We start from the raw sequence: 24936 nt of genomic DNA, 5'->3' as shown, positions 1-24936 counted from the left end.
ATTTAGTGACAATTATTAGATGAACTTAACCCAGAACTATAGGGAGTAGCATTAGGCGTTTGGCTGGCGAGAACTAGCACACCTTGGGCGTTAACATACCAACCTCTGGCTGGAGGTGGCAGTTGAGAAGTATTATTCACCTCTGTAGCAGCATCAGCAGACTCAAAACTAATTAAAGCTCCACTACTTAGCTGTTCGCTCGGTCGTGGTGGCAATCCCCCGCGTCCGGTGATGGTAAATTCGCTTCTATTCTGACTTGTTGTTGCTCGACAAGCCTGAGCTACCACTTGCTCTGGTTTAGCTACTTCTTGTGGTAAATCGATAACTTCAAAATTACTTTCTGCCTCTGGTGCAATAATGCTGATTTGTCCGGCGATTCCCAGTTGAGAACTAGCACTAATCTGACAAGTTGGACACACAAAAAATCCTTTGGTATTGATACTGATATTTCCTCCCATACCCTCAACAGCATCGGCGGTAATCTTACTGCCTTCTAACAGCGCGACAAAATCAGCAGGACTGTAGCCAGTAATCGTGATGTTGCCACCGTTGCCAGTCCCGCCAGCTTCTGCGGATATCTGACTACCGTTACGCATGAGTAGGGAATTTGTCCGCAGGAAAATGTTACCACCTTCACCGGATGCCGTTGCTGTTGTGATACCACCTCCCTCATCTAGGAAAGTAGAGCGAGCATTTACCCTTACACTGCCAGCATTGCCTGAACCCTGGTTTGTAGTAGTTACTTGCGCGCCATTGGTGACAGTCAATTTACCAGTATTAATTGTTGCGTCACCTGATGATCCACTCGGTACAGGAGGTAGTCTAAAAAGCTGGCGGACGATTTCAGTCTCAATATTGGCACCAGAACTGATCAAACTAGGAATCGCAGTTCCAGATATTGTGCCGCTCACCTCTACGGAGTTGGGAGCGTTGATGGTAACACTTCCAGCTGAGCCAGTTGCTGCGGTAGAAGAATCAATCCGTCCTCCATCCCTAACTACCAATCTGGGTGTATTGATAGTCAAGTTGCCAGCATTACCACGGTTGAGTGTCGAAACACCGATAAGGCTTCCCACCGCCTGACTTAGTTCTGCACCAATAACTTGGACAGAATCAGTGCTATTAATAGTTACATCTCCGCCAGAACCAGTTCTAAAGGTGCCAGCGCCTACCCTTGCTCCATTTAGAACCTTTAACTGCCCAGTTGAGATGGTCACATTTCCTGAATTTCCTGAACCAAAAGTTGAAGCACTGATACTGCTGAGTGCATTGGGACTAAAAGGAGCAAATCCAATCACCTGTGTCGAGTCTGAGGCATCCACAGTTATATTACCGCCTGCTGCATTCGTGAAGGTGGCAGTTGATAGATTTGCGCCACCTTGGACAGTTAACTTCTGGGTTGAAATAGTAATATCTCCACCTTTGACACCTCCGACTGTTATAGGAGAAAAGATAAAAATCTTTCCTCCTGTGAAGTCTCCTCCTAACTCAGATGTAATGCCACCTCCACTATCGAGAAAAACAAAAGAAGCGTTAACCCTGACGTTTCCAGAAATTCCTGAGCCACTATTGGTTGCTGTCACCAAAGCACCATCTGTGATGCTCAACGTTCCCGTGTTAATTGTCACATCTCCAGAAGCTCCACTTGGTATGGGAGGCAGTCTTAATAACTGTTGTAAGGTCGAATCGACGATGTTGCCAGAGGCGATGATCAGACTGGGATTGATAGAGTTGGGAACTGTCCCACTCACTTCTACAGCATCCTTAGCATTAATAGTAATGCTACCAGCAGCGCCACTGGCCAAGGTGGAAGCATCAACTCTACCACCGTCTTTGATTACCAAACGTTGAGTATTAATTGTCACGCTACCAGCTTTTCCTGGGCCGCCAGTGCCAGCAGTTATTTGACTAGGAGTGAAAACCAATGGTGTTACACCGATCAATTCTACTAACTTCGAGGCATTGACAGTTACATTTCCACCGGAGCCAGTACCAGCCGTTACAGAAGCAATATTCCCTCCTGAAAGTGCAGTTAATTGCTGCGTTGATATTGTGAGACTTCCCGCATTCCCAGCCCCAAAAGCTCCTGCCGTAATATTACTGAAACGACTGGGATTAAATGGTGAAAATCCTGACACTTGCAAAAAATCACCAGCTTTAATATCAATATTCCCACCAGGAGCAGCCGTGTAAGTAGCCGCAGATATAGCTGCTCCATCCTGAATGACTAAGCGGGGGGTCTTAACGGTAATATCTCCACTTTTGCCACCGCCAATAGTTTCTGCAAACAAGTTGCTGGAAATCTGCCCATCTGTTGTAGTGCCTACTAAGGACAAGGATTCAGAGGCATTGACATTAATCCCCCCTGCTGATTGCGCTCCTTGGGTTTGAATTAACACCACTGAGCCATCGCGGATGGAAATGTTTCGTCCCTGCAACTGAATTGAGCCAATACCCGCACCACTGGTATCTACTAATGCTTTTTGAGATAAGGCAATATCTTGAAAGTTTGTCACCCCTTGATAACCTAAATTCCAGCCTTGAGGACTGGGATTGAGACTGACGAAACCTCCTACCACACTACCTAAATCAATGCGTCCACCCTCGGCTTTGAGGGTTCCTCCCTCGGAAATAATTCCTCCTCCCACCAAAGCTAGGGTATTACCTGGCTGTACCTCCAGTCCCGCAGTGTCTCCCCTAGTGAAGGGTGAGAATATCGCACTTTGCAGACTGATGTTATGCCCTTGACCTTGGACACGAATTGCTTGGGGATTCTGCCCAAATTGTAAGCCTACTGGCACACTAATCGTTAGCCGAGGAGAAGAAGTTGAATCGGTGGCACTAAATTCTGCACCATCAGCAAATTTGAGGCTATTTGCCGTACTAGCCAAAAACGAGCCACCAATATTCAGTTGAGCGTTAGCACCAAAGTTAATCCCACTGGGATTGATGAGGATGAAGTTAGCACCGTAGTTTTCTCTAATTAAGCCATCAATATTGGAAATTGAACCACCCGTAACTCGGCTAATGATGTTACTAATGTTGCTAAAAGCTGCGGTGTTGCTGAAAAAAGCCTCGCCACCAGTGGGAACAGAAAATTCTCGAAAGCTATGGAAGAGGTTGCTACCAACTTTTGTTCCGCCTGTAATTAAAAAATCCTGCCCTGGTTTTGTCCCTGGTGAAACTACAGTTTGTCCATCGGGGAGTGTGTTATCTGAAGAGATTTGTCCTAAAACAGGAGAACTAGCAATTAGACAGCAGATATAAGCACTACTAGTAATTAAAATTTGGCGAGGGAGTTGTTTCATTTTGCAGATGGGAAAATTCCCCTACGGAAAAATTATTGGAATGCTTTCTTAGTTTGATTTCAGTATATTTAACTAAAAATGATATTATTATTGAGTTTATATTCCAGCCTAAATTTTGGTCAAGAAAGGGGGTTAAGTAATATGAACAAGTGGCAGTCTTGGGTAACTATGGGAACGGCCTCAATATTAGTTATGAGTGCTATAGTAGCAGTCTCTGCACCCACTAGAGCTAACAGTGTTCAAGTAAGCTGCAAGACTAGCACTAGTTCACCAAAGGTTATTTTGAGTTTGGCTAAAGACGGAACTCCCAAAGATTACATGATGTTGAATTTTCTCCCGAAATATTTCTCAGATGTAAATGCTGTGCAAAATTGCCAGAATACAGCTAAAAGCTTACAGACTGTCTATGATACGGGTAGTTCTAAATATTTAACGGCTGATAAGCTTAACGATCAAGCTGTTGTGTGTGCTGTAGAACGCAGAGGTATTGGTTGCAACCATTACAGTGCTAAGGTTTTATTTATTCTTAAACCAGTTGATAACCCATCTCAAGCTTTATACGAAATGTTGGGTAGCGATTTTAAGCAAGCACAGCCTTCCGATGCTCGGACTCTTAGCCGTACTTACACAGACACCAAACCTACTTGGTGGCCGTTTTAACTCGTATATTGTTAATTTTTAGAGAAAAAGCCTCAAGGTAATTGGTAGTTAAAATAAGTGCAGTCCCCAGTCTAATCCAATATGATAATCAGTACGGTATTCTCTCCAACATTGAAGAACTATTAAAACTTAGTCTTCAATAATTAATTTAGGACGACGGTCTGGTTTCTTTTTCTTTTGCTCATCAGTTTTGACTACCCCAACCATTAGTTCAAAGGTTCGACGACTTAACTCCTGTCATACGCTTAAATTTCTTTGAAGTCAGCTGTTTGGCTTTTCCTATTTTCACTGTCAATCAAAGCCCTGCTTACAATTGGTCAAATCCTTAATAATACCACAAAACACTTTTGCAAGAGTTCTCTTGAATAATTTAGTAGTTTATTTGGGACAAGTTTCTTTTGCTAGTTCTGCGGGTTGGTAATTGGGTTTCAGCTTCAGGGCTTTATCGAAAGCCGCGATCGCTTTTTCGGTTTGCTGGAATTTACACAGGCTCAACCCCAAATAGTACCAAACCTCAGCTTTTTGAGGATCAGTTAGCTGCTGATGATCTAGAAGAAAATAAAATTGCGCGATCGCTTGATCGTCTCGCTTTAGGGCTTGTAGCGCAATCCCTTTACCTCGTAAAGCCACAAAGTATTCGTGATTGTATTCTAATGCCTGTTCATAGGCTTTTAGAGAGCCTTCGTATTCTTGTTTTTGCAATAAAATCTTACCTTGATAGCTAAAAGCAATGGCTAACTCTTTGGCATTTGCATCTTTGTGTTCAACTTGCCAAATTTGTTTTAAAAGCTCAATTGCTTGATTAATACTAGTAAGCGCTGCATCTGGTTGCTTGAGTGCTAGTAGTGCTTCAGTTTTATTAATCCAAAATACCGGATCTTTGGAGTTGAGTCTGATCGCTTGATCAAAAGCCGCGATCGCCTCATCATGCTGTTTGAGGTTATGTAGCGCTTCCCCTTTGCAGTTCCAGGCATAAACAGCTTCTGGATGAATGATAGTTGCTGTAGTGCATGATTCTAGCATCTGCTTGTAGTCTTTGAGTCCAGCTAGTGCATAGCCTCGGTTAGTCCAAGATTGGTAGTAGTTGCTATCAAATTTTAAAAGGTTGTTATATTTTGCGATCGCTTCTTGATACTCTCCTTGCTGCAATAAGACGTTACCTCGTTTGAAAGTTATTTCTACTTGTAACCATTTAAATACATTGAAACCTAAAAACATCAAGCCAGAACCACAGACCATTAAACCGGCTATTGCTAGCAACACAAAAAATCGTTTAGTTCCTCTAGATTCAGGGGGAGTAATGATATTGCTGACATTCAAGTTATTAACTGGTGAGATGGTTGTATTTGACAAGGAGGCAGAAAGTATTTTCTCTAACTCCAGGTTTACCCAATTGTAATTAAAAACTGCTTGGTAAATGCGGTTCCCAAGTTTTAGCCTGTCTTGTTGTTGGATTATCAATCCTAGATGCAACAGTTCTGCCTGTTCTAGACTGTCGTTGGTTGGTAATTCGCCCTCTTGCAAAATTTGCTGGTACATTTCCAACAGATATAACGGATCACATTGCTGATTGTGGATCATCCTTTCATGTATCTCTTGCAAATGCTCAGATGCAACTTGAGTTTCCCAATTGTTAATCAAGCAGGTTTGTATTAGTTGTTCCACTGTTGCGGCTTCTGCACCTTCGGCAATATAATCTGGGGATTTTACAAGCAATTGACAAACTTGTTCAGTAAGAGTCGGTTGCCCATCTGTCCAGAATTGCACTTCTGCTAGCAAAGCTTTCGGACAGCTAGCTTTTTCATCTAATTTGAACAACTCTATAGTACTAAGGCTAAACAGTCTTAAGCTTTCTGATTCTTGCTTTAGCGAATTTAAAGCAGAAACTGAATGCTCAATAGAGTTCGAGATTTTCAAATTGTTCTGCTGTGGCATTACCATTTTCAAATGCGATTGTTCTGTCTGCCCTGAATTGTGATTATTTGAAACTTCTTCCGGTTGCTGCAATTGAGGTTCTAAAGCAAAACGCTCCAGAAAAAACTTAATTGTAGTAAATTTCAACCAACCCTTAAGTACTACTAATTCCCCAAAGCGAAGTTTATTCTGTAGTTGTTCACCAAGGATAATTCTGATTTGGTGTTCATTTAATAGTCCAGCTTCTTCTAAATATTTACCCAAGGGCTGCTTTGGTTTCTGCTCCAGTAACACTGGCCACTCCTGAGAGAAAAAATCAGCCGTTTCTTGTTTAAGCCATCCATGCAAGACAAGAATTTCACCAAGCCTTAACCCAGGAAATTGGGTCTGCTCTTTGAGAGCAATCTCCACTTGCTCAGATGAAATGAGGTCAGCCTGTTGTAAAACTTTACCAAGGGGCTTCATAATCAAAGAGAATATATTAAGTTAGGAAACTAGCAAAACAGATTATTTTTTATTTCAGTTATCAAAGGTAAATTTTATCATTTATGGCTTAGTGGTGCAGAAAAGTCCAGAGTATTGATGATATATGGGGAATTTTACTGAGACAAGTGTGGCAGAGAGGGGGAAGACATGGGATGCTCAAGTTTCCACACAAAAACTACCCCATGTCAGTCCCCCATCTTTATCGTCAAGAGTAAAAAAGTCCTCCACCTGTCACTACTTCACTCAAAAAACGAACGCAGACAGAGCAAGAAATTGAATTCTTCCGTATCACTGTGTTCTCAACTTGAGAGTCCGGAAAGTTTTCTGCACCACTAAGCCTTGCTATAGAAACACACTTTTCTACTTTTAGTGCTGGTGGATTACAAGACTAGATCGGCTCAATCAATCCATCCTTGCCAAAGCTTTCCGGGGTGAACTCGTCCCCCAAGATCCAGATGATGAACCTGCATCAGTCTTACTAGAACGAATCCGAGCCGAACGAGAAAAATTAAACAACAGCAAACCAAAAAGCGATCGCAAAAGCAAGCGCAAGAGCAAGACAGTAGAAGGTCAAGGGTTAATACCAGGACTAGAGTAGCTCAAGGATAATGCGCTCATTCCTCAACGCAAGAGTTTACAGAGCAAATCGTTGAAATGCTTGTTAAATAAGGCTTTTTTCTAAAGCGGGCGATGGGACTCGAACCCACGACGTTCACCATGGGAAGATGACATTCTACCACTGAATTACACCCGCGAATTGCTCCCACAAACTTAGGCTTAAAGTTAAGCATACCACTATTTACAGCTGTTTTCAATTGGCTAGAACATACACTGTTTTAGTCGATGCTGATGCATAAGTCCTGTGGCTGTTCAGATTGAAAAATCTTTTTAATTAGCTAACGACGGCACTTGCTACCATACTTAACTAAAGAACAATATCCTCACCTCGCTCAGTGAAGCGAACCTCTTTAATATTCCATTGAGCATTACTCGTTAAGGTTTTGCGGAGACTACCAAACAGAGCAAACTGTTCACAACTAGAAAGAGAAGCTATTTGCCGCTTTGACTCAGGGGATATTCGCAAATCAACTGTAGCAATGCCATTTTTGACGTTGACACGATACCCAGACAAGCTAAAGTCGCTTGAATCTCGTTTTTCTAAGATTTTATTTACTACATTTTTCACTGGTTCATCGGCTGGCACTGAAACCTTTTCTGGAACTAGCTTTTGACATTGAGCATCACTTGTGTATAGTGTAACGTTGGTAGTTTTACTAATGGCAGTTTTAGAAGTTGATGAGGAAGGTGTATTTTTATTAGGAGGTTCTTGATTAGGAGATTTTTCTCTCAACTGAGCTACGCTAGGAATTTGGCTGGGAGTCTGAGACGGCAGGCTATTGGTTGCCGCTACGGTAGAGGATGGCTTGCCACTGTCAATATTCTGAGCAGTGGGGTTAGAACTACAACTGCTGAGGCTGATGACCATTGCCACAAAAATAAAGGGTAAAAAATATCTCTGGGTTGTGTTCATAATTTTTGCTTATAAATTTAATGTTGCTGCTATCAATTTCAGTGTCGCTGGTATCAATTCCGCATAATTTTCTGAATATTGAGCCAGTATACAAAGTGTCAACCCAAAATCTGTTAAAGTCAAGAATCGCACTACATACAGAGACTCACCAAGTATGACGGTATCTGTACTATAGGACTCATATTTGATTATTGAAATATACGTAGTGGCGTGGCAAGGCTAAAATAGTGCATTAGAAAATTCTTGTGTGATGGGCGTCTCGCCATTGGCGTCAAGTTAAGGCTGGTTCCCAAATGTCAAGTGACCTTTTGGCATTATCCCTATGCCGTTTGCGAATAGCTTTAACAAGTCCCATTGAGCGATGATTTTCGACAAGCCAAGGTATAAGTTCTAACTGTGGGTTTTGCAAGCAGGCACGGTTAAATGAAATACAAACTGCGGAACACCATCTCAATGGAAATTTGTTCTATAGGCTGCTGTAGAGCAATAGCAACATCGGCACATAGATCGTTAAGTACAGCGTAAAAAATTATTGTTGCAAAGAGTTGCATTTTGATGCCGTTAGCTCCCCCAACCCAGAGGTATGATAGACCCAGTAAGCGTTTTGTAAGTAAAAAAGCATCTTCAATACGCCAACGTCGTCTGTATAAATCACATATTTGTTGTGCCGAAAGTACCTCTGGGTCAATCACATTAGTTAAATGGATATCGGAGAATGATATTCCTATAGCTGCAACTAAAAGGTATAAATAATCCAGGTTTCTGATGAGGATAATGCCCAAGTATTGCAGTTGCGATCGCCTAGCCGCTAGTGGTTTCCTAGTTATGCCTTGAGGTTGCTTACTCTAAGAGGTTGTTTGAAAAGTCTAATTTCTGACTCGCCTCGGCGATTAGAAATCGCGGCTACACAGGCAAAACCTGCCTCCCCAGGTTAAATAATCCTTGATTTTGTATTAGTCCACGCAGGTGGACTTGGTTTGTGTAGTAGCGAATTCTATTCACCCAATACTTTTCTAGTTTTCACTACTTTTTTGCTTAGTCAATTGCTGCACTAATAATTGCACTCCCAAAGCCAACAAACCAATTGCCACTAGACTAAATATCCCACTTCCTAAAGCAACTACACCAACAACCAGAGTCCGAACAGCAGAAGAAATCTTAATTACCAATGGATTAATTGAATGGAGAGGTTTAGCAGCAAAATTTGTAGCGATCGCAATCATCAGCGAATACATTGCATATCCCATTCCTCCAGAAATAACCGCCCCAGTTAAACAGCGTAAAGGACTCGCTGTCGCCTGTATTTTAGTATCCGTTTGTGGCGTTAAATTTTGGTCACTCATACGATTTTGGCTTTCAGATTTTTAATTGGAACATTATCCTTGAATTAATGAAAAAGAATTATTTAAACAGATGATGTCACTTTAATACCATGCGTAATTGTCCGAGTTACAAACAATTCTAAATCCTCATCAATAATTGCTTCCCTTACTTGCCGCAAAACTATTTCAGCCTGCTGCTGAGACTCAAAAAGAGCAAATACTGTTGGGCCAGAACCAGACATCATTGTTCCTAAAACGCCTTCCTGATTTGCAAACACTTCTCGCAACTGCAAAACTTGGGGATAGGCTGGCAATACCACACGCTCTAAATCATTGTGCAATTTTTGGGCAATTTCCCTCGTATCTTTATGCAAGATAGCTTTTACTATTGCTCCTGAATGAACTGCACTAGCACGTGCTACCAAATTATCGGTATCTCTAATATAAGAATGATCAAACTGCTGTCGATAGGTTTTGTATGCCCAAGGTGTGGAAACTTCCAGACTACGGTATTTCCCTAATACTATATATATGTTATCTAAACTCGGCAGGGGAGAAAGTTGCTCACCCCTACCTGTTGCGATCGCAGTTCCACCCGCTACACAAAATGGGACATCAGAACCGAGTGTACCTCCTAACTCTTCTAATTCAGACTGAGTTAATCCCAACTTCCACAGTAAATCTATACCCACTAACACAGCTGCTGCATTTGTCGAACCCCCAGCCAACCCAGCCGCTACAGGAATCTGCTTATTGACGGTAATCTCCACACCGCCATATTTAGCAAAGGCTTCGGGAAATTGCCTCACCATTAATTCTGCTGCTCGGTATGCCAGATTACTTTTATCTGTCGGTACTTGTGGGTGGTTGCAGTGAACACGAATGCTATCAGTGCTAATGGAACGCACATCAATTTTGTCTGAAAGTCCGATACTTTGAAGTATCATGGCTAACTCGTGATAACCATCGGGGCGATCCCCAATGATTTCCAGATATAAGTTGATTTTAGCAGGGGCAATTAGGCTGTAGGAAAGCATTTTCTGGAAGTGGGGAATGGGGAATGAAGAAGGGGAATGGGGAATGAAGAAGGGGAAATAGGAAAAAATCTGCCTTGTTCCCTACTCCCTACTCCCTACTCCCAATTCATTTGCTAAAATTACCCATTGCTGAACGCTGATATCTTCGGCTCTGGCTTGGGGATTTATTTTTAATTGTTCCAGTAAGTGGCTCAGGCGATCGCGTTCTATAACAGATTGCAAATTATTTCGTAACATTTTGCGCTTGGCACCAAACCCCAACTTCAAGAAAGTCTCTAACTGTCGGGGATTAAGCGCTGGTATTTCTATTTTTCGAGGACGTAATCGTACTACTGCTGAATCAACTTTTGGCGCTGGATGGAATGCAGAGGCTGGAACTGTGCAGATTAACTCACACTCAGCCAAATACTGTACCCGCACGCTCAACGCCCCAAAGGTTTTTGACCCTGGTTTAGCATACAACCTTTCTGCCACTTCTTTTTGTACCAGCAATACTATAGAGTCAAATGGTTCGGGGTTAGGATTTGCGATCGTACCCAGTAGTTTCTCAATGATTGGGCCTGTAATGTTGTAGGGAATATTGGCTACTACTTTGTTTGGCTTTTGGAAATTGGGAAAAGCTACCAAATAAGATGGTAAATCCAGGGTGAGAAAATCGCCTTGCAGCAATAAGAAATTTTCAGTCTTACCCAGTTGCTTTGACAACAGATGGCATAAGTCGCGGTCTATCTCAACTGCAATCAGAGATTGCACTAAGGGTAATAAACGACGAGTTAGAATACCAGTTCCAGGCCCAATTTCCAGGATGCGATCGCCTTTGACGGAGCGATCGCTTTCTGTACACTCCGCTGCTTTTATAATTGCGTCGAGCGCCTTTTCACTTTTGAGCCAATGTTGAGCAAAGACCTTACGCGGTCGGATCATCTGTATTTATTGCCTAGTCTAGTTTTTAGCTTTTTCTCAAAAACTTATTATAAATTGTGAAATCCGTCTACAGCGCTAGACTCACTAGAACTCTTGCATAAATATTTTGTGATAAAGTAGGGGATTTACTAATACCAGAATTGTTGAAAACTCATCCGGTAAGCTGAAGTTCGTAGTTGTAGAGTGCAGCAATCAGATTACAACGTAGCCCAAATCGCCGACGACGGTTACGATAACGTTCACGAAGAATCTTAAAAATCTTTCCTGGGAGACTGAACTTTCCTGAACAATTTTGGTGTTTTCTACTTTATGAACAGTTCGGCAGACCGTTGATTCCGACACGCCCCAATCACTAGCAATATGAAAGTAAGTGCGATATTCTCGCCAATACTGTAAAGCCACCAGTACTTGATCTTCTCTACTTAGTTTTGGGCTACCGGAGGTTTTCTTGAGTTTGATGTACTGACGCATCACCCCTACCATTTCATCAAAAGTCTGTCTCTTTACCCCAAACAAGCTTTTAAATTCTCCCTCCGTTAAGCTTTTGGTTTGTTCGTATTGCATATTCTCTCAAAATAGGTACTGGCAAACCCTTTAATATACCATAAAATATTTCTGCAAGAGGTCTATTCTCAATCAATCTTAGCGTAGGCGTAGCCCGCCGCAGGCATCGCAACACCTGTCTAGTTTCTCATGTTTCACATCTAGCAAGCTTTTTGCCGTTTTCTATCCGTCGAACTCACGTTAATTTATGATTTTAAGCTATTTTTCCACGCACCCAAGCGCTGAAGGATTGCACCAGATCAATTTCATCCATAGTTTTACTTTGCTGGATAAATCTATTCATATCACTAACAGAAATTAAAGGAAAAGCTATACTTAACTTAATCTCAATATATTCGCTTTCTATTAGTTGATAAAATTTTAAAACTTCACCGTCATATCTCCATAATTCTGCTACACCTAAAGCTGCATAAATATTAAGCTTATTAACAGAACTGCTAGTAATATCAATTTCAACTGCTAAATCCGGTGCTGGGTCTGTTTTTAAATCTAATTCTTGCTTACCTCTAATTGCTGGTTCATTTTGAATATAATAGCAAGTATCGGGTTCTATTCCCTTTGTTATTGTTTTACGTTTTAATGTTGTAGAACCAGCACTTCTAATTTTAGTTTTTAATTCTACTGCTAAAGCGAATATCAATCGGTCAAACTGAATTTTAGGATTTTCGTGTTCAAAAAGTGGAGTCATGATTTCTAAAACACCGCAGTCATAAGCAAATCTTGAGCCTCTGTCCTCACCCGTATCTCTCAGCAAGGCTTCAAAGGTTTCCCAGCTAATGTTCTGTAGCACTGTTCTTTGTTCAGCAGGCGTTGACTTGACAAGCATATTACAATACTTCTTCTGTCAGGACATTAGATAAAATCACGATAATTTTACCTATGTCATTAATATAATATTCGCTCAAGTCAATTTCAACCATTTGAGCAAGAAAAGAAGTTTCAAAAACTTTAGTTTCTCCTAATAAATAATCGAGATAATTAAAATGTGCCAACTATTAGCAAGATATGTTGCTGATATTTGGCACAATCACTATCTAGATATTTTGTAACTTTAAGCAAGGAAACCTGCAAAAAAGTCGAGAGTTTCTTTCAGTGCTTTGATGAAAATATCAATTTCTTCGCGGGTGTTGTAGAAAGATAGACTTGCTCGTGCGGTTGCGGCAAGACCTAAATAACGGTGTAATGGTTGTGTGCAGTGGTGTCCAGAACGGATAGCAACGCCTTCTTGATCTAATAATGTAGATAAGTCGTTGGCGTGGACTTCTCCGGCTGTAAACGACGCAAGAGCGGCTCTCCCTTCTCCTGTCGGAGACGCTACGCAAACACCTTTTGCATTTGGTTTGGGGCCGTAAATTCTAATTTGGGGAATTTGCTCTAATTGTTGGAACAAATAAGCGGTTAATTCTGCTTCGTAGGCGTGGATTTTATCCATGCCGATACTAGTAAGATAATCGATCGCAGCACCAAGTGCGATCGCTTCTCCAATTGCAGGTGTCCCAGCTTCAAATTTATGCGGTAATTCTGCATAAGTAGAATGGTCTAAATACACCTCTGCAATCATCTCACCACCACCAAAAAATGGTGGCATTGATTCTAGCAATTCCAACTTGCCATATAGAAATCCTATCCCAGTTGGGGCGCACATTTTATGACCGGATGCTACCAACCAATCACAATCTATTTTTTGTACATCAACAGGGTAATGAGGAACACTTTGGCAAGCATCAACTAAAAATTTAGCACCATAGCTGTGAGCGATCGCACCAATTTCTGACACTGGATTAATGCAACCCAAAGTATTAGAAATATGCACCACCGACACTAACTTTGTTTTTTCGGAAATCAGCTTTTTAAACTGTTCCAAATCAAAAGTTTCTTCTGGTGTTAATTCTACAAATTTCAGTACTGCACCCGTTTTTTGTGCTACCAATTGCCAAGGCACAATATTGCTGTGGTGTTCCATCACCGACAGAATAATTTCATCTCCTGGCTGCAAATTATTCATTCCCCAGCTATAGGCTACTAGGTTAATCGCCTCACTTGCGTTGCGGGTGTAGACGATTTCCTGACGGGATGCAGCATTAATGAATTTGGCAACTTTATCTCTAGCACCTTCATAAGCATCAGTAGCTTTGGCACTCAGAGAATGGGCACCTCGATGCACGTTAGCATTATAGTGTTCGTAATAATCCCGTAGGGTATTTAATACGAACAAAGGCTTTTGCGATGTCGCCGCATTATCGAGATAAACCAAGGGTTTGCCGTTGACTTCCTGATGCAATATCGGGAAGTCAGCGCGAACTTTATCAGCAAGGGTTTTGGTAGAGGTGAAAGTCATTGGTAGATTAGTTATTACTCATTAGTCAGGGACTTGAGATTATTCACTGTGTTTAAAAGGATTTCTCGCAGAGAAGGAACTGGTATTTTGTTGATAACTTCAGCAGCGAAGGCGTTAATTAACAACTTCCGAGCATCGTTTTCATCAATTCCCCGACTTTGCAGATAGAATATTTCATCATCTTCCAATTGGCTAACGGTAGCACCGTGGGCGCATTTTACATTATCCGCAGTGATTTCCAATTGGGGTTTGGTATCAACTCTGGCTTTAGACGATAGCAGCAAATTGCGATTCAACTGGGCTGCATTTGTCAACTGCGCTGGTTTGGGTACAAAAACTTTACCATTGAATACCGCATGAGCGCGATCGCCTACAATACATTTATGCAATTGGTCACTTGTACCGTGGGGATAGTTGAGTGCGATCGCACTGTGAGTATCAGACAATTGCTTACCAGAAATTATCGTCAAACCATTGAGAGTAGTCTGTGTCTGCTCACCAGTTTGCAAAATTTCCAAATTGTGCCGTGACAACTTTGCACCTAAAGTTATGGCGTGACTTGTATATCGACTATCACGAGCTTGTGCGATCGCAGTTTTCCCAATATGAAAAGCCTCTGCACCTTCCCATTCAACCCTAGTGTGACTCACCTCAGCATTGTCACCAACCCAAACTTCCGTAACCGCGTTAGTTAAATATACTCTCTCCTCCTCCGCGCTCTCTGCGCCTCTGCGGTTCGTATACTCCTCAACCAACGTCACCTGCGAACCACTTTCCGCCACCACCAAACAACGCGGCTGCGAAATCGTCGCCGTCTCCCCCGCAACCGAAATAAACACCAAATGAATTGGCGTTTCAACTACCACATTCTTCTTTACCCACACCACAGCTGCATCAGTTATCCCAGCCGTATTGAGAGCAGTAAAAACTTCTTGCGCTCCCTCAGCTTGAGCTAAATACTGCTGTACACCTTCCTGCTCAACCGCAGACAAACCAGCCAAATTACTTACCACAATTCCAGATGGCAAATCTAAAACTGCGGATAAATCTGGTGCAAAAACGCCGTTAACAAATACCAAACGACTATTAGCTGCTTCTGGCAAAATATCAAATTGTAGAGACGTTGCACGCAACGTCTCTACATTAAATTGAAGCTTTCGTAGAGACGACAAATCAGTAAACCGCCATTCTTCCTCGCGGGTGGTGGGAATAGTCGAGTGGCGTACCCAATTAGCAGCACTTTGGCGTAATTCCTGCAACCATCCCTCTGTTTTGGGTGCAGTTACCTGATTTAACAATTCAGTTAGATAGGTATCTTTATCTAACAAAGGAGATGTCAAACTGACTAAATTCGAGTTAGGTATTGGACTAGGAGATACTTGAATACTCATTACACACCCACCTCGGCTGCAAATTCTTCCAGCACCCAGTCATAACCGCGAGACTCTAATTCCAGCGCTAATTCCTTACCACCACTGGTAATAATTCGCCCCTGCGCCATCACATGGACAAAATCAGGCACAATATAATCAAGTAATCGCTGATAGTGAGTAATCAAAATTGTCGAATTGTCTGGACTTGCCAGTTGATTTACCCCATTCGCCACAATTCTGAGCGCGTCAATATCCAAACCCGAATCAGTTTCATCCAAAATTCCTAACTTTGGTTCCAGCAGCGCCATTTGCAGAATTTCATTCCGCTTCTTCTCACCACCAGAAAATCCTTCATTCAAACTCCGACTGAGGAAACTGGCATTCATCTTCACCACATCCAGCTTTTCCTCAATCAAATCGTCAAAATCAAAAGCGTCTATTTCCTCTAAACCTTGCGCCTTCCGCCGGGAATTATACGCCACCCGCAAAAAATCTAAATTGCTCACACCCGGAATTTCTAACGGATACTGAAACGCCAAAAACACACCACTTCTAGCGCGTTCCTCCGGTTCCAACTCCAGTAAATTCTGTCCCTGGAAAATCACCTCACCGCCAGTCACCTCATACGCCGGATGCCCAGCCAACACCTTAGAAAAAGTACTTTTACCAGAACCATTCGGCCCCATGATCGCATGAATTTCACCCGATCGCACATCCAGATTCACACCCTTCAGAATCGGTGTTCCATCAACATTAGCCGTCAGATTCCGTACTGACAGCACAACTTCACTATTTTCAATAATCATCTTCTCTCCCTTCTCTTTCTCTGCGCTCTTGGCGTCTTGGCGGTTCGTTACTCTTCCAAAAGATAAACACAGAACGCCGATGCCCCTGTGTTTATCCTTCCTTCCATTTATCCAACACTGCCTTCCAACTTCAAACTCAACAACTTATCAGCTTCCACAGCAAACTCCATCGGTAGCTGATTGAAAACATCCTTACAAAAGCCGCTAATCATCATCGAAATAGCATCTTCCGAAGAAATACCCCGTTGAGCAAAGTAAAATAACTGATCTTCCCCAATCTTAGAAGTAGAAGCTTCATGCTCCACCTTCGCACCGTTATTTTGCACTTGAATATAAGGGAAAGTATTGGCATGGGCATTATCCCCAATCAGCATTGAGTCACACTGAGAATAATTTCTCGCCCCTTTCGCCGTCGGATTAACTTTCACCAAACCCCGGTAACTATTACTAGAATTACCTGCGGAGATTCCTTTAGAAATAATTGTACTGCGGGTATTCTTCCCAACATGAATCATCTTACTACCCGTATCAGCTTGCTGCTGATGATTTGTCAGCGCCACCGAGTAAAACTCACCCACAGAGTTATCACCCACCAACACACAGCTAGGATATTTCCAAGTAATTGCCGAACCTGTTTCTACTTGAGTCCAGGAAATCTTAGAATTTACACCCTGACACAAACCGCGCTTAGTGACAAAGTTATAAATACCGCCTTTACCGTTGGCATCGCCAGCGTACCAGTTTTGCACAGTGGAGTATTTAATTTCTGCATTGTCGAGGGCGACAAGTTCCACAACGGCGGCGTGCAATTGGTTGCTGTCATACATCGGTGCGGTGCAACCTTCGAGGTAAGAAACATAACTACCTTCTTCGGCGACAATCAAAGTCCGTTCAAATTGTCCCGTGTCACCAGAGTTGATGCGGAAGTAGGTAGATAGTTCCATTGGGCATTTTACGCCTTTAGGAATATAGACAAAAGAACCATCGCTAAATACGGCGGCGTTCAAGGCGGCAAAATAATTGTCAGCGATGGGAACAACACTACCCAAATATTTTTTGATTAATTCTGGGTGTTCTTGCAACGCTTCCGAAAACGAACAGAAAATAACGCCATCTTCCGCTAGCTTTTCTTTAAATGTAGTAGCGACAGAAACGCTATCGAAAATTGCATCAACGGCGACATTTGCCAGCCGCTTCTGTTCAGATAGAGAAATGCCTAACTTCTCGAAGGTTTCTAAAAGGGTTGGATCAACTTCATCCAAGCTGTTTAGTTTTTCTTTCTTACGTTTCGGCGCTGAGTAGTAAATGATATCCTGATAATTGATTGGCGGATACTTGACATTCGGCCAAGTTGGTTCCGTCATTTTTTGCCACTGGCGATAAGCTCTGAGGCGAAAGTCCAGCATGAACTGTGGCTCATTCTTCTTAGAAGAGATCAAGCGGATAACGTCCTCGTCTAGTCCACGCGGTATGGTGTCGGACTCAATGTCTGTGACAAAGCCGTACTTGTAGGGTTGGTTGACTAAGGTTTTGACAGTGGCACTCATCAGTAATAATCTCTCGTGTTCGGAACTTGAATCTCTCTATAAGGATGGGAGACGGGTTTTCTTTAGCCGATTCCCATCTACCGTTACGGAATGGTTATACGGCTGTTAGAATAGTGGTGGAGACTAAAACAACTTCATTGTTGTTTAACCTATCTTCATTTTACGCTAGATTAACAACAACAATGTTGTCAAAGTCAAATTTTCCAAAAAATTTTTGTGATGTTCGCTGAACGTCTCGCACCAAATGAAGATGGCGACTACCCACCAGTCCTCAACCAAGCAAGATATCCTTGAGTATCTGCACAAACACGAAAAAGCAACGGCTTTGGAGCTAGCTGAAGTTTTAGACGTTACGCCCCAAGCTATCCGTCGCCATCTCAAAGATTTGGAGACGGAGGAGCTAGTTTTGTATTCTACATCAGTGCAGGCGGCGGGGATGGGGCGGCCGCAGCACCTTTATGAATTGAGTCCTCAAGGACGCGATCGCTTGCATCGAACAATGAGCGATCGCTTTGGTGATGGACACGGCAATTTTGCAGTTTCGTTGCTAGACACCTTAGCCGAAACAGTAGGACACGATCAATTTAAATCGATTTTAGAGAAACAGTGGCAGCGCAAAGCCAAAGAATACCGCGATCGCGTCGGTAACGGTTCACTGCGAGAACGTGTAGCTAACTTAGTAGAGTTAAGAAAAGCGGAAGGCTTCATGGCAGAGTATCACGCTGTTGATGTAAATGACTCCTTTGAGAGCGATCGCTTTATCTTAATGGAGCATAACTGCGCTATTTCTAACGTTGCCGAATCTTTCCCCAGCATCTGTGGTCACGAATTAGAAATGTTTGCAGCCGTCTTACCAGATTGTACCGTAGAACGCACCCACTGGATTATTGATGGCGAACACCGTTGTGGCTATTTAGTACAAATTCGCCAGTAAAATTATCATAGAAAAACTCGGTTTACATCTAGCCGTGGTAATGGATAATAGCTAAATAGCAACTACCTATTATCAATAATCAACTAAGTTTGAGATAGCATTTATGGATGTACCACCACAGCAACCATCAGCACAATTTTTAACCCTGGAAGAGTCAGCAAAAGTAGACGCAGCGTTATTGTCTTCTCCAGAAAAATTTTTAACAAGATTGACTATTTCATCACTGAAGCTTTTGAAGCATATTGCCCAAGAGTACGGTGTTGCTATTGAAGATTTGACAGCACAGCAAGTAATAGCCTGGTTTGAAACCGATGGCAAAATTCGACGTGAGCAAGGAATTGAAGCTTCATATCTGAAATGGTGAACTATGGTAGTAAAGTTTGCATTTCATGTTCAGTTAAGAAAATTGTAGGTTGGGTAGAACGAAGTAAAACCCAACAAAGTCAAGGAAGTGTTGGGTTTCGTTCCTCAACCCAACCTACGTATAAGTTGAGTTTTAGGCTTAACAAACAAAAAGCACCTTTAAAAAGGTGCTTTTATTTATAAATAAATAACATTTGATTTTTCAAACAATTATTTAAGCATTGTAATTGTTAGTACGAGGACTACGAGCGCCAGTTACGGCTCCAATCATTGAGGCTATTAAACCTAATAAAGAACCAAAGACAAACCACCACAATCCCGAACGTATATTAGCTGCCGTATCACGAGCTTGTTGGGCACTTATGTTTGCTTGTGGTACATTAACACCACCTTGCTGTTGTACCTGGTTTATAACTTCTCCTGCGTTAGAAGCAGCAACACCAAAAGCACCAGATACTCCACTTGCTAAAAGCCATGAGCTAACTGCCAAAGTCGTTGCCCAAAGAATTGCGCCGTTAAGAAGAGCTGTATTGCGGTTCATCGGCCCACAAGCACGGGCTGTAACCCAACCACCAGTAAATAGGGAAATTAGTAAAGCGATAGTTGACCAAAGCCCCGCATTACCCGCAGCGTTAGGGGCAATTGTTCTAGGTGCACCTGAACCTGCAACTGTGCCTGCCGCAACCGCAGCAATGATAGAACTCAAAATTAATTGTGTAGCTAAAGAAACCAACAAACCAGCAATAATTGGCCCCCAGCGAACACGGTCGTGATATTCAGCTACTCGACCTGCTACCACAGTATCAGTAGATATAACGTCATTGCCTGTCCGATTTACGTATGACATCGCTTATGTTCTCCAGTGCTGTTTCAGCAAAGTTCCTGCTCAGGTATATTCATCTTTATGCTTCAAATTAAATAACTAAATGTTCTGTTTTAATCTCTATCGATAGAAAGATTTAATAGGTATATCTTTAGCTATAAAAAAACTCTATTTAACAATTTTTAATATAGTTTAGTGTTTGTTTATTTATGTATTTTTCCTACAATTTCCATTTAAAAACTCTTAACTTAAAATATAACTATTAACTAGCTATCAGAAACCAGCTTTAAAGATGTATGCCATTAGACTTAATCTAACTAAAGCTTTGTAATGAATGTCAAAAGTAAAAATCATCAAAAACTAACGCATCCTCACAGCAGTGCCTGTGGCAGTAATCAGCAAAAGAACTCCTGACTGGTCAAGATTGATTGTGCCAGTATCAATTTCAATCCCAATTACAGCATTTGCTCCTAAACGTTGTGCGCGTTGTTCTAATTCTTCTAATGCCTTGCGTTGACCCTGCTCAAATAGACGCTCATAGCTACCAGTGCGTCCACCGATAATATCACGAATCCCAGCCAAAAAATCCCGTAAGAAATTACTGCCGTACACTACTTCGGCTGTCACAATACCTAAATATGACTCAATCACGGCTCCTTGAATTACATCAGTAGTAGTTATAATCATAAATTAACCTCCTAGATAATATACATATTGATTATTCAGATGTTTGTCCAAATGTGTGAGAATTTGTAACTTTAATTACAAAATAATAGCTTAAATAAACATCCTCTTGTACAACTTTAAATTGTGCTTTCAGCTTTAGTATTGTCCTCACCAAAAACTAGCACTTAAAGTAACATTTGACTGATTAAATTTATCTTACCGTGTAATGACCATAAAAGGATGTTAATGGCGGGATGATAAATTCTAAAAAGGGAGTATAAAAAGCTAAAACTTATATATAGTCAGCAAATTATTAAATTAAATAATAAACATCAATGAATACCAAACTCTGAAAGCTTGACCTATCAAGATATAGGATTAAGTTAAGTGCCTATTGATATTTTTTTGAAAATGCGTATAAATACTGATTAAAAAAGGTGTCGTTTTGTTGTTGTACTGTTTTATATAGGATAACTTCATTTGATCCTTGATAGCTTCTACTCATCCTTCAGTCAAAACTCCCTTATAGAGTGCTGAATGTAAAGGAACAGTGAATGAACTATTAACATCTAAAATCATACGAATAAATACAGTTTTCAAAAATCCATATTTTTGTTTTAATGTACAAGAAAAAAGTCCTCTAAAATTTCAGGAAATTTACTGTGTACAAGCCAACATCATTCGTGTTTAGTGTGGTGTTACTAGGATGTTTTGCCTTCACCATACCTTCAGTAGCTCAAGCTCAGGTATTAGTGGCGCAAGCCAAAAACCCACAATTAAAGCAACTACTAGAAGAAGGACGGAGGTTAGTAGATAGCGGCGATTATGGTGGTGCGATCGCAGTTTATCAGCAAGCAGCTAGTCTAGATCCCAAAAATGCTAAAATCCATTCAGGTATTGGCTACCTATACGCTCAACAGGGAAATTACCAGGCAGCACTAACTTCTTATCGTCGTGCGATCGCCATCAACCCTAACAATAGTGATTTTTATTACGCTGTGGGTTACATCAAAGCCAATTTGGGAGACACTGCTGGGGCAAAAGAAGGCTACCGTCGGGCCATACAGCTAAACCGTAATAATGTTAACGCTTATTTAGGATTAGCTGTTACCCAATCTCGTATGGGAGACTATAATGCTGCTACTTGGGCATACCAACAAGCAATAGATTTGGATAAAAACAACGCCCAGACTTATGAGTTGATGGGTTCGATGTATAAACAGCGACGACAAACAAAACAAGCCAATAGCTTGCTTCAAAAAGCCCGCGACTTGTACAAGCGGCGTAATGACTTACAAGGAGTGGACAGAGTAGAAGCTATGCTGCGGCAGTTAGGAGGATGAGGTTAATCTAACTAGCGTCCCGTTAATTCCACAAAAATATCTTCTAGATTAGAGGGACGCACCACCATTCCGGTTTTATCAGGCTATTAGTTTAAGTAGATATTTACTACTTCCAAAGATTGGGAAAAACAAATATTCTCAACTACGGACGCTATAATTTCCCACTTCAGATACACCCAATTGCTTCATCACAAACCTTTTCCGTTAACAGAACAGAGCTGTTATAAAGTTTCCAAAGAAATCAGCCTATCGCTATCCATAATACCGATGCGTCCTGGCTTGGTAAAGCAAAAAGCATCGCCCAAAAATTCAACCTCATCCATATAATGGATCGTCAGTAGCATCGTCTCCTTGTTTATTTAAATCCCGAATAATTTCCCAGAGACTTCGCCTGGTTTGGGGGTCTATTTCTACGTTGGTTCATCCAAAAAAAATTTGCGGTTGATGCAATAAGGCTCTCGCAATCTGCAACTGTCGTTTCATACCCCCAGACAGGATTTTTACCAAATCATTACATTGTTCTGCTAGCTCAACATTCTCCAGCCATCACCTTAGTACTAATACAGATTGTGTCTGAGGTTGCTCCTAAACAAGGGGCAAAATTCCCAAGTTTCACCAAGCTTGGCTTTGTGCAGTTTAATAAATAATTGGTATTAAGTCGTCATACACCATAGTCCTACTCGGTCATTTATGAACTAATACAGTTCAGATAAGACAAAAACACTTCTAGAGACAGCAATTTATCACGTCTCAAAAACCCACGATTTTGTACAAGTAGCGCTTTGAACCGTATTGATTTATAAACAACAAAATTCCCGACTTCTCTAAGAAGTCGGGAACTTGAGGCTTGAATTTTCACAAATCAAATAGGATTTATATAGCGATTTTGATAGTAAGCCAAAATTTGCTTAACTTGTTGCCGACTTTGTGAACCAGAATTCGCTGTCCACGAAATAGACAAACCACCAATTTGACTTTGATTGTAATCAAACTGTTGGGATGATTGGGGAATTAAATCCACTTCTACCCCTTCAACTTGACGTAAATGAGCTGCTATCTCTCTATAGACAGCTAAAGGACAACCAGCGAATTCAATTTTTTCCTTAGTCTCCATCTCTATGAAGCTCCAACATTAAGAGGATTTGAGGAGGGCGTTGCCACTGAAACAGGATTGCCATTAGCAGATGTAGCTGATGGTGTTGAGTTGACAGGCCCTTCTCCTACCATTTTGGCAACTTCGATACCAAATTGTTCGAGAATTACAATCGGGTTAGAGCCTCCATTCATTTCAATCCGTTTAATCAGTACGCCATTTGCTAATCGCTGTCCCGCTTGCACATAGCGACTCGTCGGCTCATCTGGTACTTTGATAATTGCCTGCGGTTCCTTACTAATTAGAACTACACCAGTTACAATAACTGCCCTTGCTAACTCAGGTTGTGCTGCTGGTGGCAATACAGATACTAAAGTTGGGTTGGGGACAACTTGAGGCAAAACCTTAGGTAAGACTGAAGTCAAAGTAGAATTAACTTTTTTTGGTACAGAAGCAATATTTTTCTTCTGATTTAAAGCTATGTTAGGTGTTGAAAGTTTTCGTCCTGCTAGCGATGCAGTCGGTAGCTTAGGCAAGATAGGAACAGGTTTTCCAGCCCCGGATGTTTTAGGCATTCCCGAAACCGTCTGTCCAAAAATTTGGGCAAACGGGTCAGTCCGATCTTTTGATACTAGAATTAACGGTGCCCGCTCTGTAGGATTAGTGGATTGAATCAAGTTAACAGATGCAGGAGTAACTTGTGAAACCTGTTTGGCAGGTATCACTGGATTCTTGAAGGATTGAGCCGTTGGTGGGGACTTTGCTACTATTTTAGGAATCGGCGCAGGATTGACGGCTTGTGGTGTATCTTCAGAAGCACATCCAGCGATCGCTAAGATTAAAATAGCTGCAATTGTAATTTTTGAATTTCTGCCCATGAGCTGTTCTCAAAAGCCATTGGAAAATTGAAAAAATGGAAATATACATGCCTAAAATTTGTATCAAAGGCAAAGTATGTTACCTTTATAACCTAATTTTTTACATTTCAAGGGTTATTTTTAACACTAACAACCCAGCATAACTGCGGATTTAGTTTATTTGCAGTTAATCGTCTGCTACACCCATAAGCTGTTTCATCAAATCCAGACCTTTCTTGACTCTACGGGAAACTGTCACGACACTTATCCCCAGATGTTCTGCAACTTGTTTTTGGGTCAAATCTTGTAAAAACACGCATTCCAAGACATCACGGGTGCGTTGTTCAAGTTGAACCAATGCTTGTTGCAAGCGAAGTTGGTCTTCTTGTGCCAATTGAAAGCTGCGATAGTTAGGATCTGGAACCAATTCTCCCAAACAAGTAGAGCCTTCTTCTCCATCTTGGATTGGCACATCAAGACTTAAAGGAGCGCGATTTACCCACGCTAACTTAATTTCTTGCCATTCGTTTGGAGAAATTTCTAGCGCTGTTGCTAATTCGGTATCTGTTGGTTGGCGATTATGCTTTTCACGCCAAGAACGTGACACTCCTATTGCTTGCTGTTGGAGTGCTAACCACTTCCGAGGAATTCGCACAGTGACACCTTTATCTCGGAGATAGTGTTGAATTTCACCCCGAATATAAGGTAGAGCATAGGAACTAAAAGCATGTCCCTTTGAAAGTTCAAATTTTTCAATCGCTCTGATTAAACCCAAACATCCAACTTGGAGCAAATCATCGTAGGTTTCATGACATTGATTTGTCCAGTAGTGAGCTTCTTTTCTCACAAGTCCAAAATTGAGTTTTACCAGTTGATTGCGAACATTTTCTGACCGAGATTGCTGATATTCTCGCAACAACTGCCAAATTTCATGTTTTAGTTCATTGGTGACTGTGGTAGGCATAGCACCGTGCTTATTGAGTAAATTAACAATCAATTACTCACTTTTAAATAGTTGCGATTGCGCGATATTGTATTTAATATCGC

General features: G+C 41.5%; 23 protein-coding genes, 1 tRNA gene and 4 pseudogenes. 4 read left to right on the top strand and 24 right to left on the bottom strand.

Features of this window, described 5'->3' with window-relative positions:
* Positions 1-2: 2 nt before the first annotated feature.
* Complete coding sequence (locus V7K69_RS10300) at positions 3-3308, bottom strand: two-partner secretion domain-containing protein (protein ID WP_335033899.1); 3306 nt, start codon at positions 3306-3308, stop codon at positions 3-5.
* A 141-nt stretch (positions 3309-3449) separates the two neighbouring features.
* Here V7K69_RS10300 and V7K69_RS10295 point away from each other — a divergent pair, with 141 nt between their 5' ends.
* Positions 3450-3968, top strand: a complete 519-nt coding sequence (locus V7K69_RS10295; RefSeq protein ID WP_335033897.1) for a COP23 domain-containing protein — start codon at positions 3450-3452, stop codon at positions 3966-3968.
* A 60-nt stretch (positions 3969-4028) separates the two neighbouring features.
* Here V7K69_RS10295 and V7K69_RS10290 read toward each other — a convergent pair.
* From V7K69_RS10290 to sufB, 16 genes and pseudogenes are all read right to left on the bottom strand, one after another.
* Positions 4029-4257: pseudogene (locus tag V7K69_RS10290) on the bottom strand (IS5/IS1182 family transposase); the annotation flags it as partial.
* A gap of 89 nt (positions 4258-4346) precedes the next feature.
* A complete protein-coding gene (locus V7K69_RS10285) occupies positions 4347-6347 on the bottom strand; it encodes a tetratricopeptide repeat protein (protein WP_335033895.1) in 2001 nt (666 codons plus the stop codon).
* A gap of 423 nt (positions 6348-6770) precedes the next feature.
* The gene (locus tag V7K69_RS10280; protein ID WP_335033893.1) at positions 6771-6926 is read right to left on the bottom strand and encodes a hypothetical protein; all 156 of its coding nucleotides are present in this window, start codon (positions 6924-6926) and stop codon (positions 6771-6773) included.
* A gap of 124 nt (positions 6927-7050) precedes the next feature.
* Positions 7051-7122, bottom strand: a tRNA-Gly gene (locus V7K69_RS10275).
* Positions 7123-7293: 171 nt separating this feature from the next.
* Positions 7294-7899, bottom strand: a complete 606-nt coding sequence (locus V7K69_RS10270) for a sporulation/spore germination protein (protein ID WP_335033891.1) — start codon at positions 7897-7899, stop codon at positions 7294-7296.
* A gap of 271 nt (positions 7900-8170) precedes the next feature.
* Positions 8171-8681: pseudogene (locus tag V7K69_RS10265) on the bottom strand (hypothetical protein).
* A 231-nt stretch (positions 8682-8912) separates the two neighbouring features.
* The gene (locus tag V7K69_RS10260; RefSeq protein WP_335033890.1) at positions 8913-9242 is read right to left on the bottom strand and encodes a DUF3082 domain-containing protein; all 330 of its coding nucleotides are present in this window, start codon (positions 9240-9242) and stop codon (positions 8913-8915) included.
* A 62-nt stretch (positions 9243-9304) separates the two neighbouring features.
* Complete coding sequence (ispE, locus tag V7K69_RS10255) at positions 9305-10258, bottom strand: 4-(cytidine 5'-diphospho)-2-C-methyl-D-erythritol kinase (RefSeq protein WP_335033888.1); 954 nt, start codon at positions 10256-10258, stop codon at positions 9305-9307.
* An 81-nt stretch (positions 10259-10339) separates the two neighbouring features.
* Positions 10340-11182, bottom strand: coding sequence for a 16S rRNA (adenine(1518)-N(6)/adenine(1519)-N(6))-dimethyltransferase RsmA (rsmA, locus tag V7K69_RS10250; protein ID WP_335033886.1), 843 nt, complete (start codon positions 11180-11182; stop codon positions 10340-10342).
* Between the two features lie 151 nt (positions 11183-11333).
* Positions 11334-11444 (bottom strand): annotated as a pseudogene (locus V7K69_RS32930) (IS5/IS1182 family transposase); the annotation flags it as partial.
* 92 nt (positions 11445-11536) lie between these two features.
* Positions 11537-11653: pseudogene (locus V7K69_RS32925) on the bottom strand (transposase family protein); the annotation flags it as partial.
* Between the two features lie 286 nt (positions 11654-11939).
* Complete coding sequence (locus V7K69_RS10240) at positions 11940-12572, bottom strand: Uma2 family endonuclease (protein ID WP_335033884.1); 633 nt, start codon at positions 12570-12572, stop codon at positions 11940-11942.
* 225 nt (positions 12573-12797) lie between these two features.
* Entirely contained in the window at positions 12798-14084 is a 1287-nt protein-coding gene (locus V7K69_RS10235) for a cysteine desulfurase (protein ID WP_335033882.1), read from the bottom strand.
* 14 nt (positions 14085-14098) lie between these two features.
* Entirely contained in the window at positions 14099-15475 is a 1377-nt protein-coding gene (sufD, locus tag V7K69_RS10230; protein ID WP_335033880.1) for a Fe-S cluster assembly protein SufD, read from the bottom strand.
* Positions 15475-16263, bottom strand: a complete 789-nt coding sequence (gene sufC, locus V7K69_RS10225; RefSeq protein ID WP_335033878.1) for a Fe-S cluster assembly ATPase SufC — start codon at positions 16261-16263, stop codon at positions 15475-15477. The genes sufD and sufC overlap by 1 nt, the downstream gene beginning before the upstream one ends.
* Positions 16264-16370: 107 nt before the next feature.
* Positions 16371-17810: a Fe-S cluster assembly protein SufB gene (gene sufB, locus V7K69_RS10220; protein ID WP_193945658.1), complete on the bottom strand. Its 1440-nt coding sequence runs from the start codon at positions 17808-17810 to the stop codon at positions 16371-16373.
* Positions 17811-18060: 250 nt separating this feature from the next.
* On the opposite strand from sufB, the gene sufR reads away from it, so the two are divergent.
* Both sufR and V7K69_RS10210 read left to right on the top strand, forming a co-directional pair.
* A complete protein-coding gene (sufR, locus tag V7K69_RS10215) occupies positions 18061-18744 on the top strand; it encodes an iron-sulfur cluster biosynthesis transcriptional regulator SufR (RefSeq protein ID WP_335033876.1) in 684 nt (227 codons plus the stop codon).
* 103 nt (positions 18745-18847) lie between these two features.
* Positions 18848-19108 (top strand): hypothetical protein, encoded by a 261-nt coding sequence (locus tag V7K69_RS10210; RefSeq protein WP_335033875.1) that lies wholly within the window; start codon positions 18848-18850, stop codon positions 19106-19108.
* Between the two features lie 213 nt (positions 19109-19321).
* Here the strand turns inward: V7K69_RS10210 and V7K69_RS10205 are convergent, their stop codons facing one another.
* Positions 19322-19954: a hypothetical protein gene (locus V7K69_RS10205; protein ID WP_335033873.1), complete on the bottom strand. Its 633-nt coding sequence runs from the start codon at positions 19952-19954 to the stop codon at positions 19322-19324.
* A gap of 336 nt (positions 19955-20290) precedes the next feature.
* A complete protein-coding gene (locus tag V7K69_RS10200; RefSeq protein WP_100900674.1) occupies positions 20291-20617 on the bottom strand; it encodes a YbjQ family protein in 327 nt (108 codons plus the stop codon).
* Positions 20618-21258: 641 nt separating this feature from the next.
* Between V7K69_RS10200 and V7K69_RS10195 the strand changes: the two genes are divergently transcribed.
* Positions 21259-21939 (top strand): tetratricopeptide repeat protein, encoded by a 681-nt coding sequence (locus V7K69_RS10195; RefSeq protein ID WP_114086120.1) that lies wholly within the window; start codon positions 21259-21261, stop codon positions 21937-21939.
* 221 nt (positions 21940-22160) lie between these two features.
* On the opposite strand, the gene V7K69_RS10190 is transcribed toward V7K69_RS10195, so the two are convergent.
* The 5 genes from V7K69_RS10190 to V7K69_RS10170 all read right to left on the bottom strand — a co-directional run bounded on the left by V7K69_RS10190 (position 22161) and on the right by V7K69_RS10170 (position 24853).
* Complete coding sequence (locus V7K69_RS10190) at positions 22161-22283, bottom strand: hypothetical protein (RefSeq protein ID WP_335033871.1); 123 nt, start codon at positions 22281-22283, stop codon at positions 22161-22163.
* A gap of 76 nt (positions 22284-22359) precedes the next feature.
* Positions 22360-22446: a hypothetical protein gene (locus V7K69_RS10185; protein WP_335033938.1), complete on the bottom strand. Its 87-nt coding sequence runs from the start codon at positions 22444-22446 to the stop codon at positions 22360-22362.
* A gap of 355 nt (positions 22447-22801) precedes the next feature.
* Entirely contained in the window at positions 22802-23053 is a 252-nt protein-coding gene (locus V7K69_RS10180; protein ID WP_185585303.1) for a hypothetical protein, read from the bottom strand.
* A 2-nt stretch (positions 23054-23055) separates the two neighbouring features.
* The gene (locus V7K69_RS10175; protein WP_335033868.1) at positions 23056-23910 is read right to left on the bottom strand and encodes a hypothetical protein; all 855 of its coding nucleotides are present in this window, start codon (positions 23908-23910) and stop codon (positions 23056-23058) included.
* Between the two features lie 166 nt (positions 23911-24076).
* On the bottom strand, positions 24077-24853 hold the full coding sequence (locus tag V7K69_RS10170) for an RNA polymerase sigma factor SigF (RefSeq protein ID WP_335033867.1): 777 nt from the start codon (positions 24851-24853) through the stop codon (positions 24077-24079).
* Between the last annotated feature and the right edge of the window lie 83 nt (positions 24854-24936).

The organism is Nostoc sp. (assembly GCF_036917775.1).
Lineage (GTDB): Bacteria > Cyanobacteriota > Cyanobacteriia > Cyanobacteriales > Nostocaceae > Nostoc.
The sequence above is the reverse complement of the archived record's forward strand: the minus strand, read 5'-3'. Positions and strand labels throughout refer to the sequence as shown.

What these genes read in the sequence shown, in the direction of transcription:
- V7K69_RS10170 (WP_335033867.1), bottom strand. Translation starts at nt 24,853, where the DNA reads ATGCCTACCACAGTCACCAATGAACTAAAACATGAAATTTGGCAGTTG.
- sufC (WP_335033878.1), bottom strand. Translation starts at nt 16,263, where the DNA reads ATGATTATTGAAAATAGTGAAGTTGTGCTGTCAGTACGGAATCTGACG.
- ispE (WP_335033888.1), bottom strand. Translation starts at nt 10,258, where the DNA reads ATGCTTTCCTACAGCCTAATTGCCCCTGCTAAAATCAACTTATATCTG.
- V7K69_RS10300 (WP_335033899.1), bottom strand. Translation starts at nt 3,308, where the DNA reads ATGAAACAACTCCCTCGCCAAATTTTAATTACTAGTAGTGCTTATATC.
- V7K69_RS10295 (WP_335033897.1), top strand. Translation starts at nt 3,450, where the DNA reads ATGAACAAGTGGCAGTCTTGGGTAACTATGGGAACGGCCTCAATATTA.
- rsmA (WP_335033886.1), bottom strand. Translation starts at nt 11,182, where the DNA reads ATGATCCGACCGCGTAAGGTCTTTGCTCAACATTGGCTCAAAAGTGAA.
- V7K69_RS10240 (WP_335033884.1), bottom strand. Translation starts at nt 12,572, where the DNA reads ATGCTTGTCAAGTCAACGCCTGCTGAACAAAGAACAGTGCTACAGAAC.
- V7K69_RS10200 (WP_100900674.1), bottom strand. Translation starts at nt 20,617, where the DNA reads ATGATTATAACTACTACTGATGTAATTCAAGGAGCCGTGATTGAGTCA.
- V7K69_RS10205 (WP_335033873.1), bottom strand. Translation starts at nt 19,954, where the DNA reads ATGTCATACGTAAATCGGACAGGCAATGACGTTATATCTACTGATACT.
- sufR (WP_335033876.1), top strand. Translation starts at nt 18,061, where the DNA reads ATGGCGACTACCCACCAGTCCTCAACCAAGCAAGATATCCTTGAGTAT.
- sufD (WP_335033880.1), bottom strand. Translation starts at nt 15,475, where the DNA reads ATGAGTATTCAAGTATCTCCTAGTCCAATACCTAACTCGAATTTAGTC.
- V7K69_RS10285 (WP_335033895.1), bottom strand. Translation starts at nt 6,347, where the DNA reads ATGAAGCCCCTTGGTAAAGTTTTACAACAGGCTGACCTCATTTCATCT.
- V7K69_RS10210 (WP_335033875.1), top strand. Translation starts at nt 18,848, where the DNA reads ATGGATGTACCACCACAGCAACCATCAGCACAATTTTTAACCCTGGAA.
- V7K69_RS10270 (WP_335033891.1), bottom strand. Translation starts at nt 7,899, where the DNA reads ATGAACACAACCCAGAGATATTTTTTACCCTTTATTTTTGTGGCAATG.
- sufB (WP_193945658.1), bottom strand. Translation starts at nt 17,810, where the DNA reads ATGAGTGCCACTGTCAAAACCTTAGTCAACCAACCCTACAAGTACGGC.
- V7K69_RS10180 (WP_185585303.1), bottom strand. Translation starts at nt 23,053, where the DNA reads ATGGAGACTAAGGAAAAAATTGAATTCGCTGGTTGTCCTTTAGCTGTC.
- V7K69_RS10235 (WP_335033882.1), bottom strand. Translation starts at nt 14,084, where the DNA reads ATGACTTTCACCTCTACCAAAACCCTTGCTGATAAAGTTCGCGCTGAC.
- V7K69_RS10260 (WP_335033890.1), bottom strand. Translation starts at nt 9,242, where the DNA reads ATGAGTGACCAAAATTTAACGCCACAAACGGATACTAAAATACAGGCG.
- V7K69_RS10175 (WP_335033868.1), bottom strand. Translation starts at nt 23,910, where the DNA reads ATGGGCAGAAATTCAAAAATTACAATTGCAGCTATTTTAATCTTAGCG.
- V7K69_RS10190 (WP_335033871.1), bottom strand. Translation starts at nt 22,283, where the DNA reads ATGCTACTGACGATCCATTATATGGATGAGGTTGAATTTTTGGGCGAT.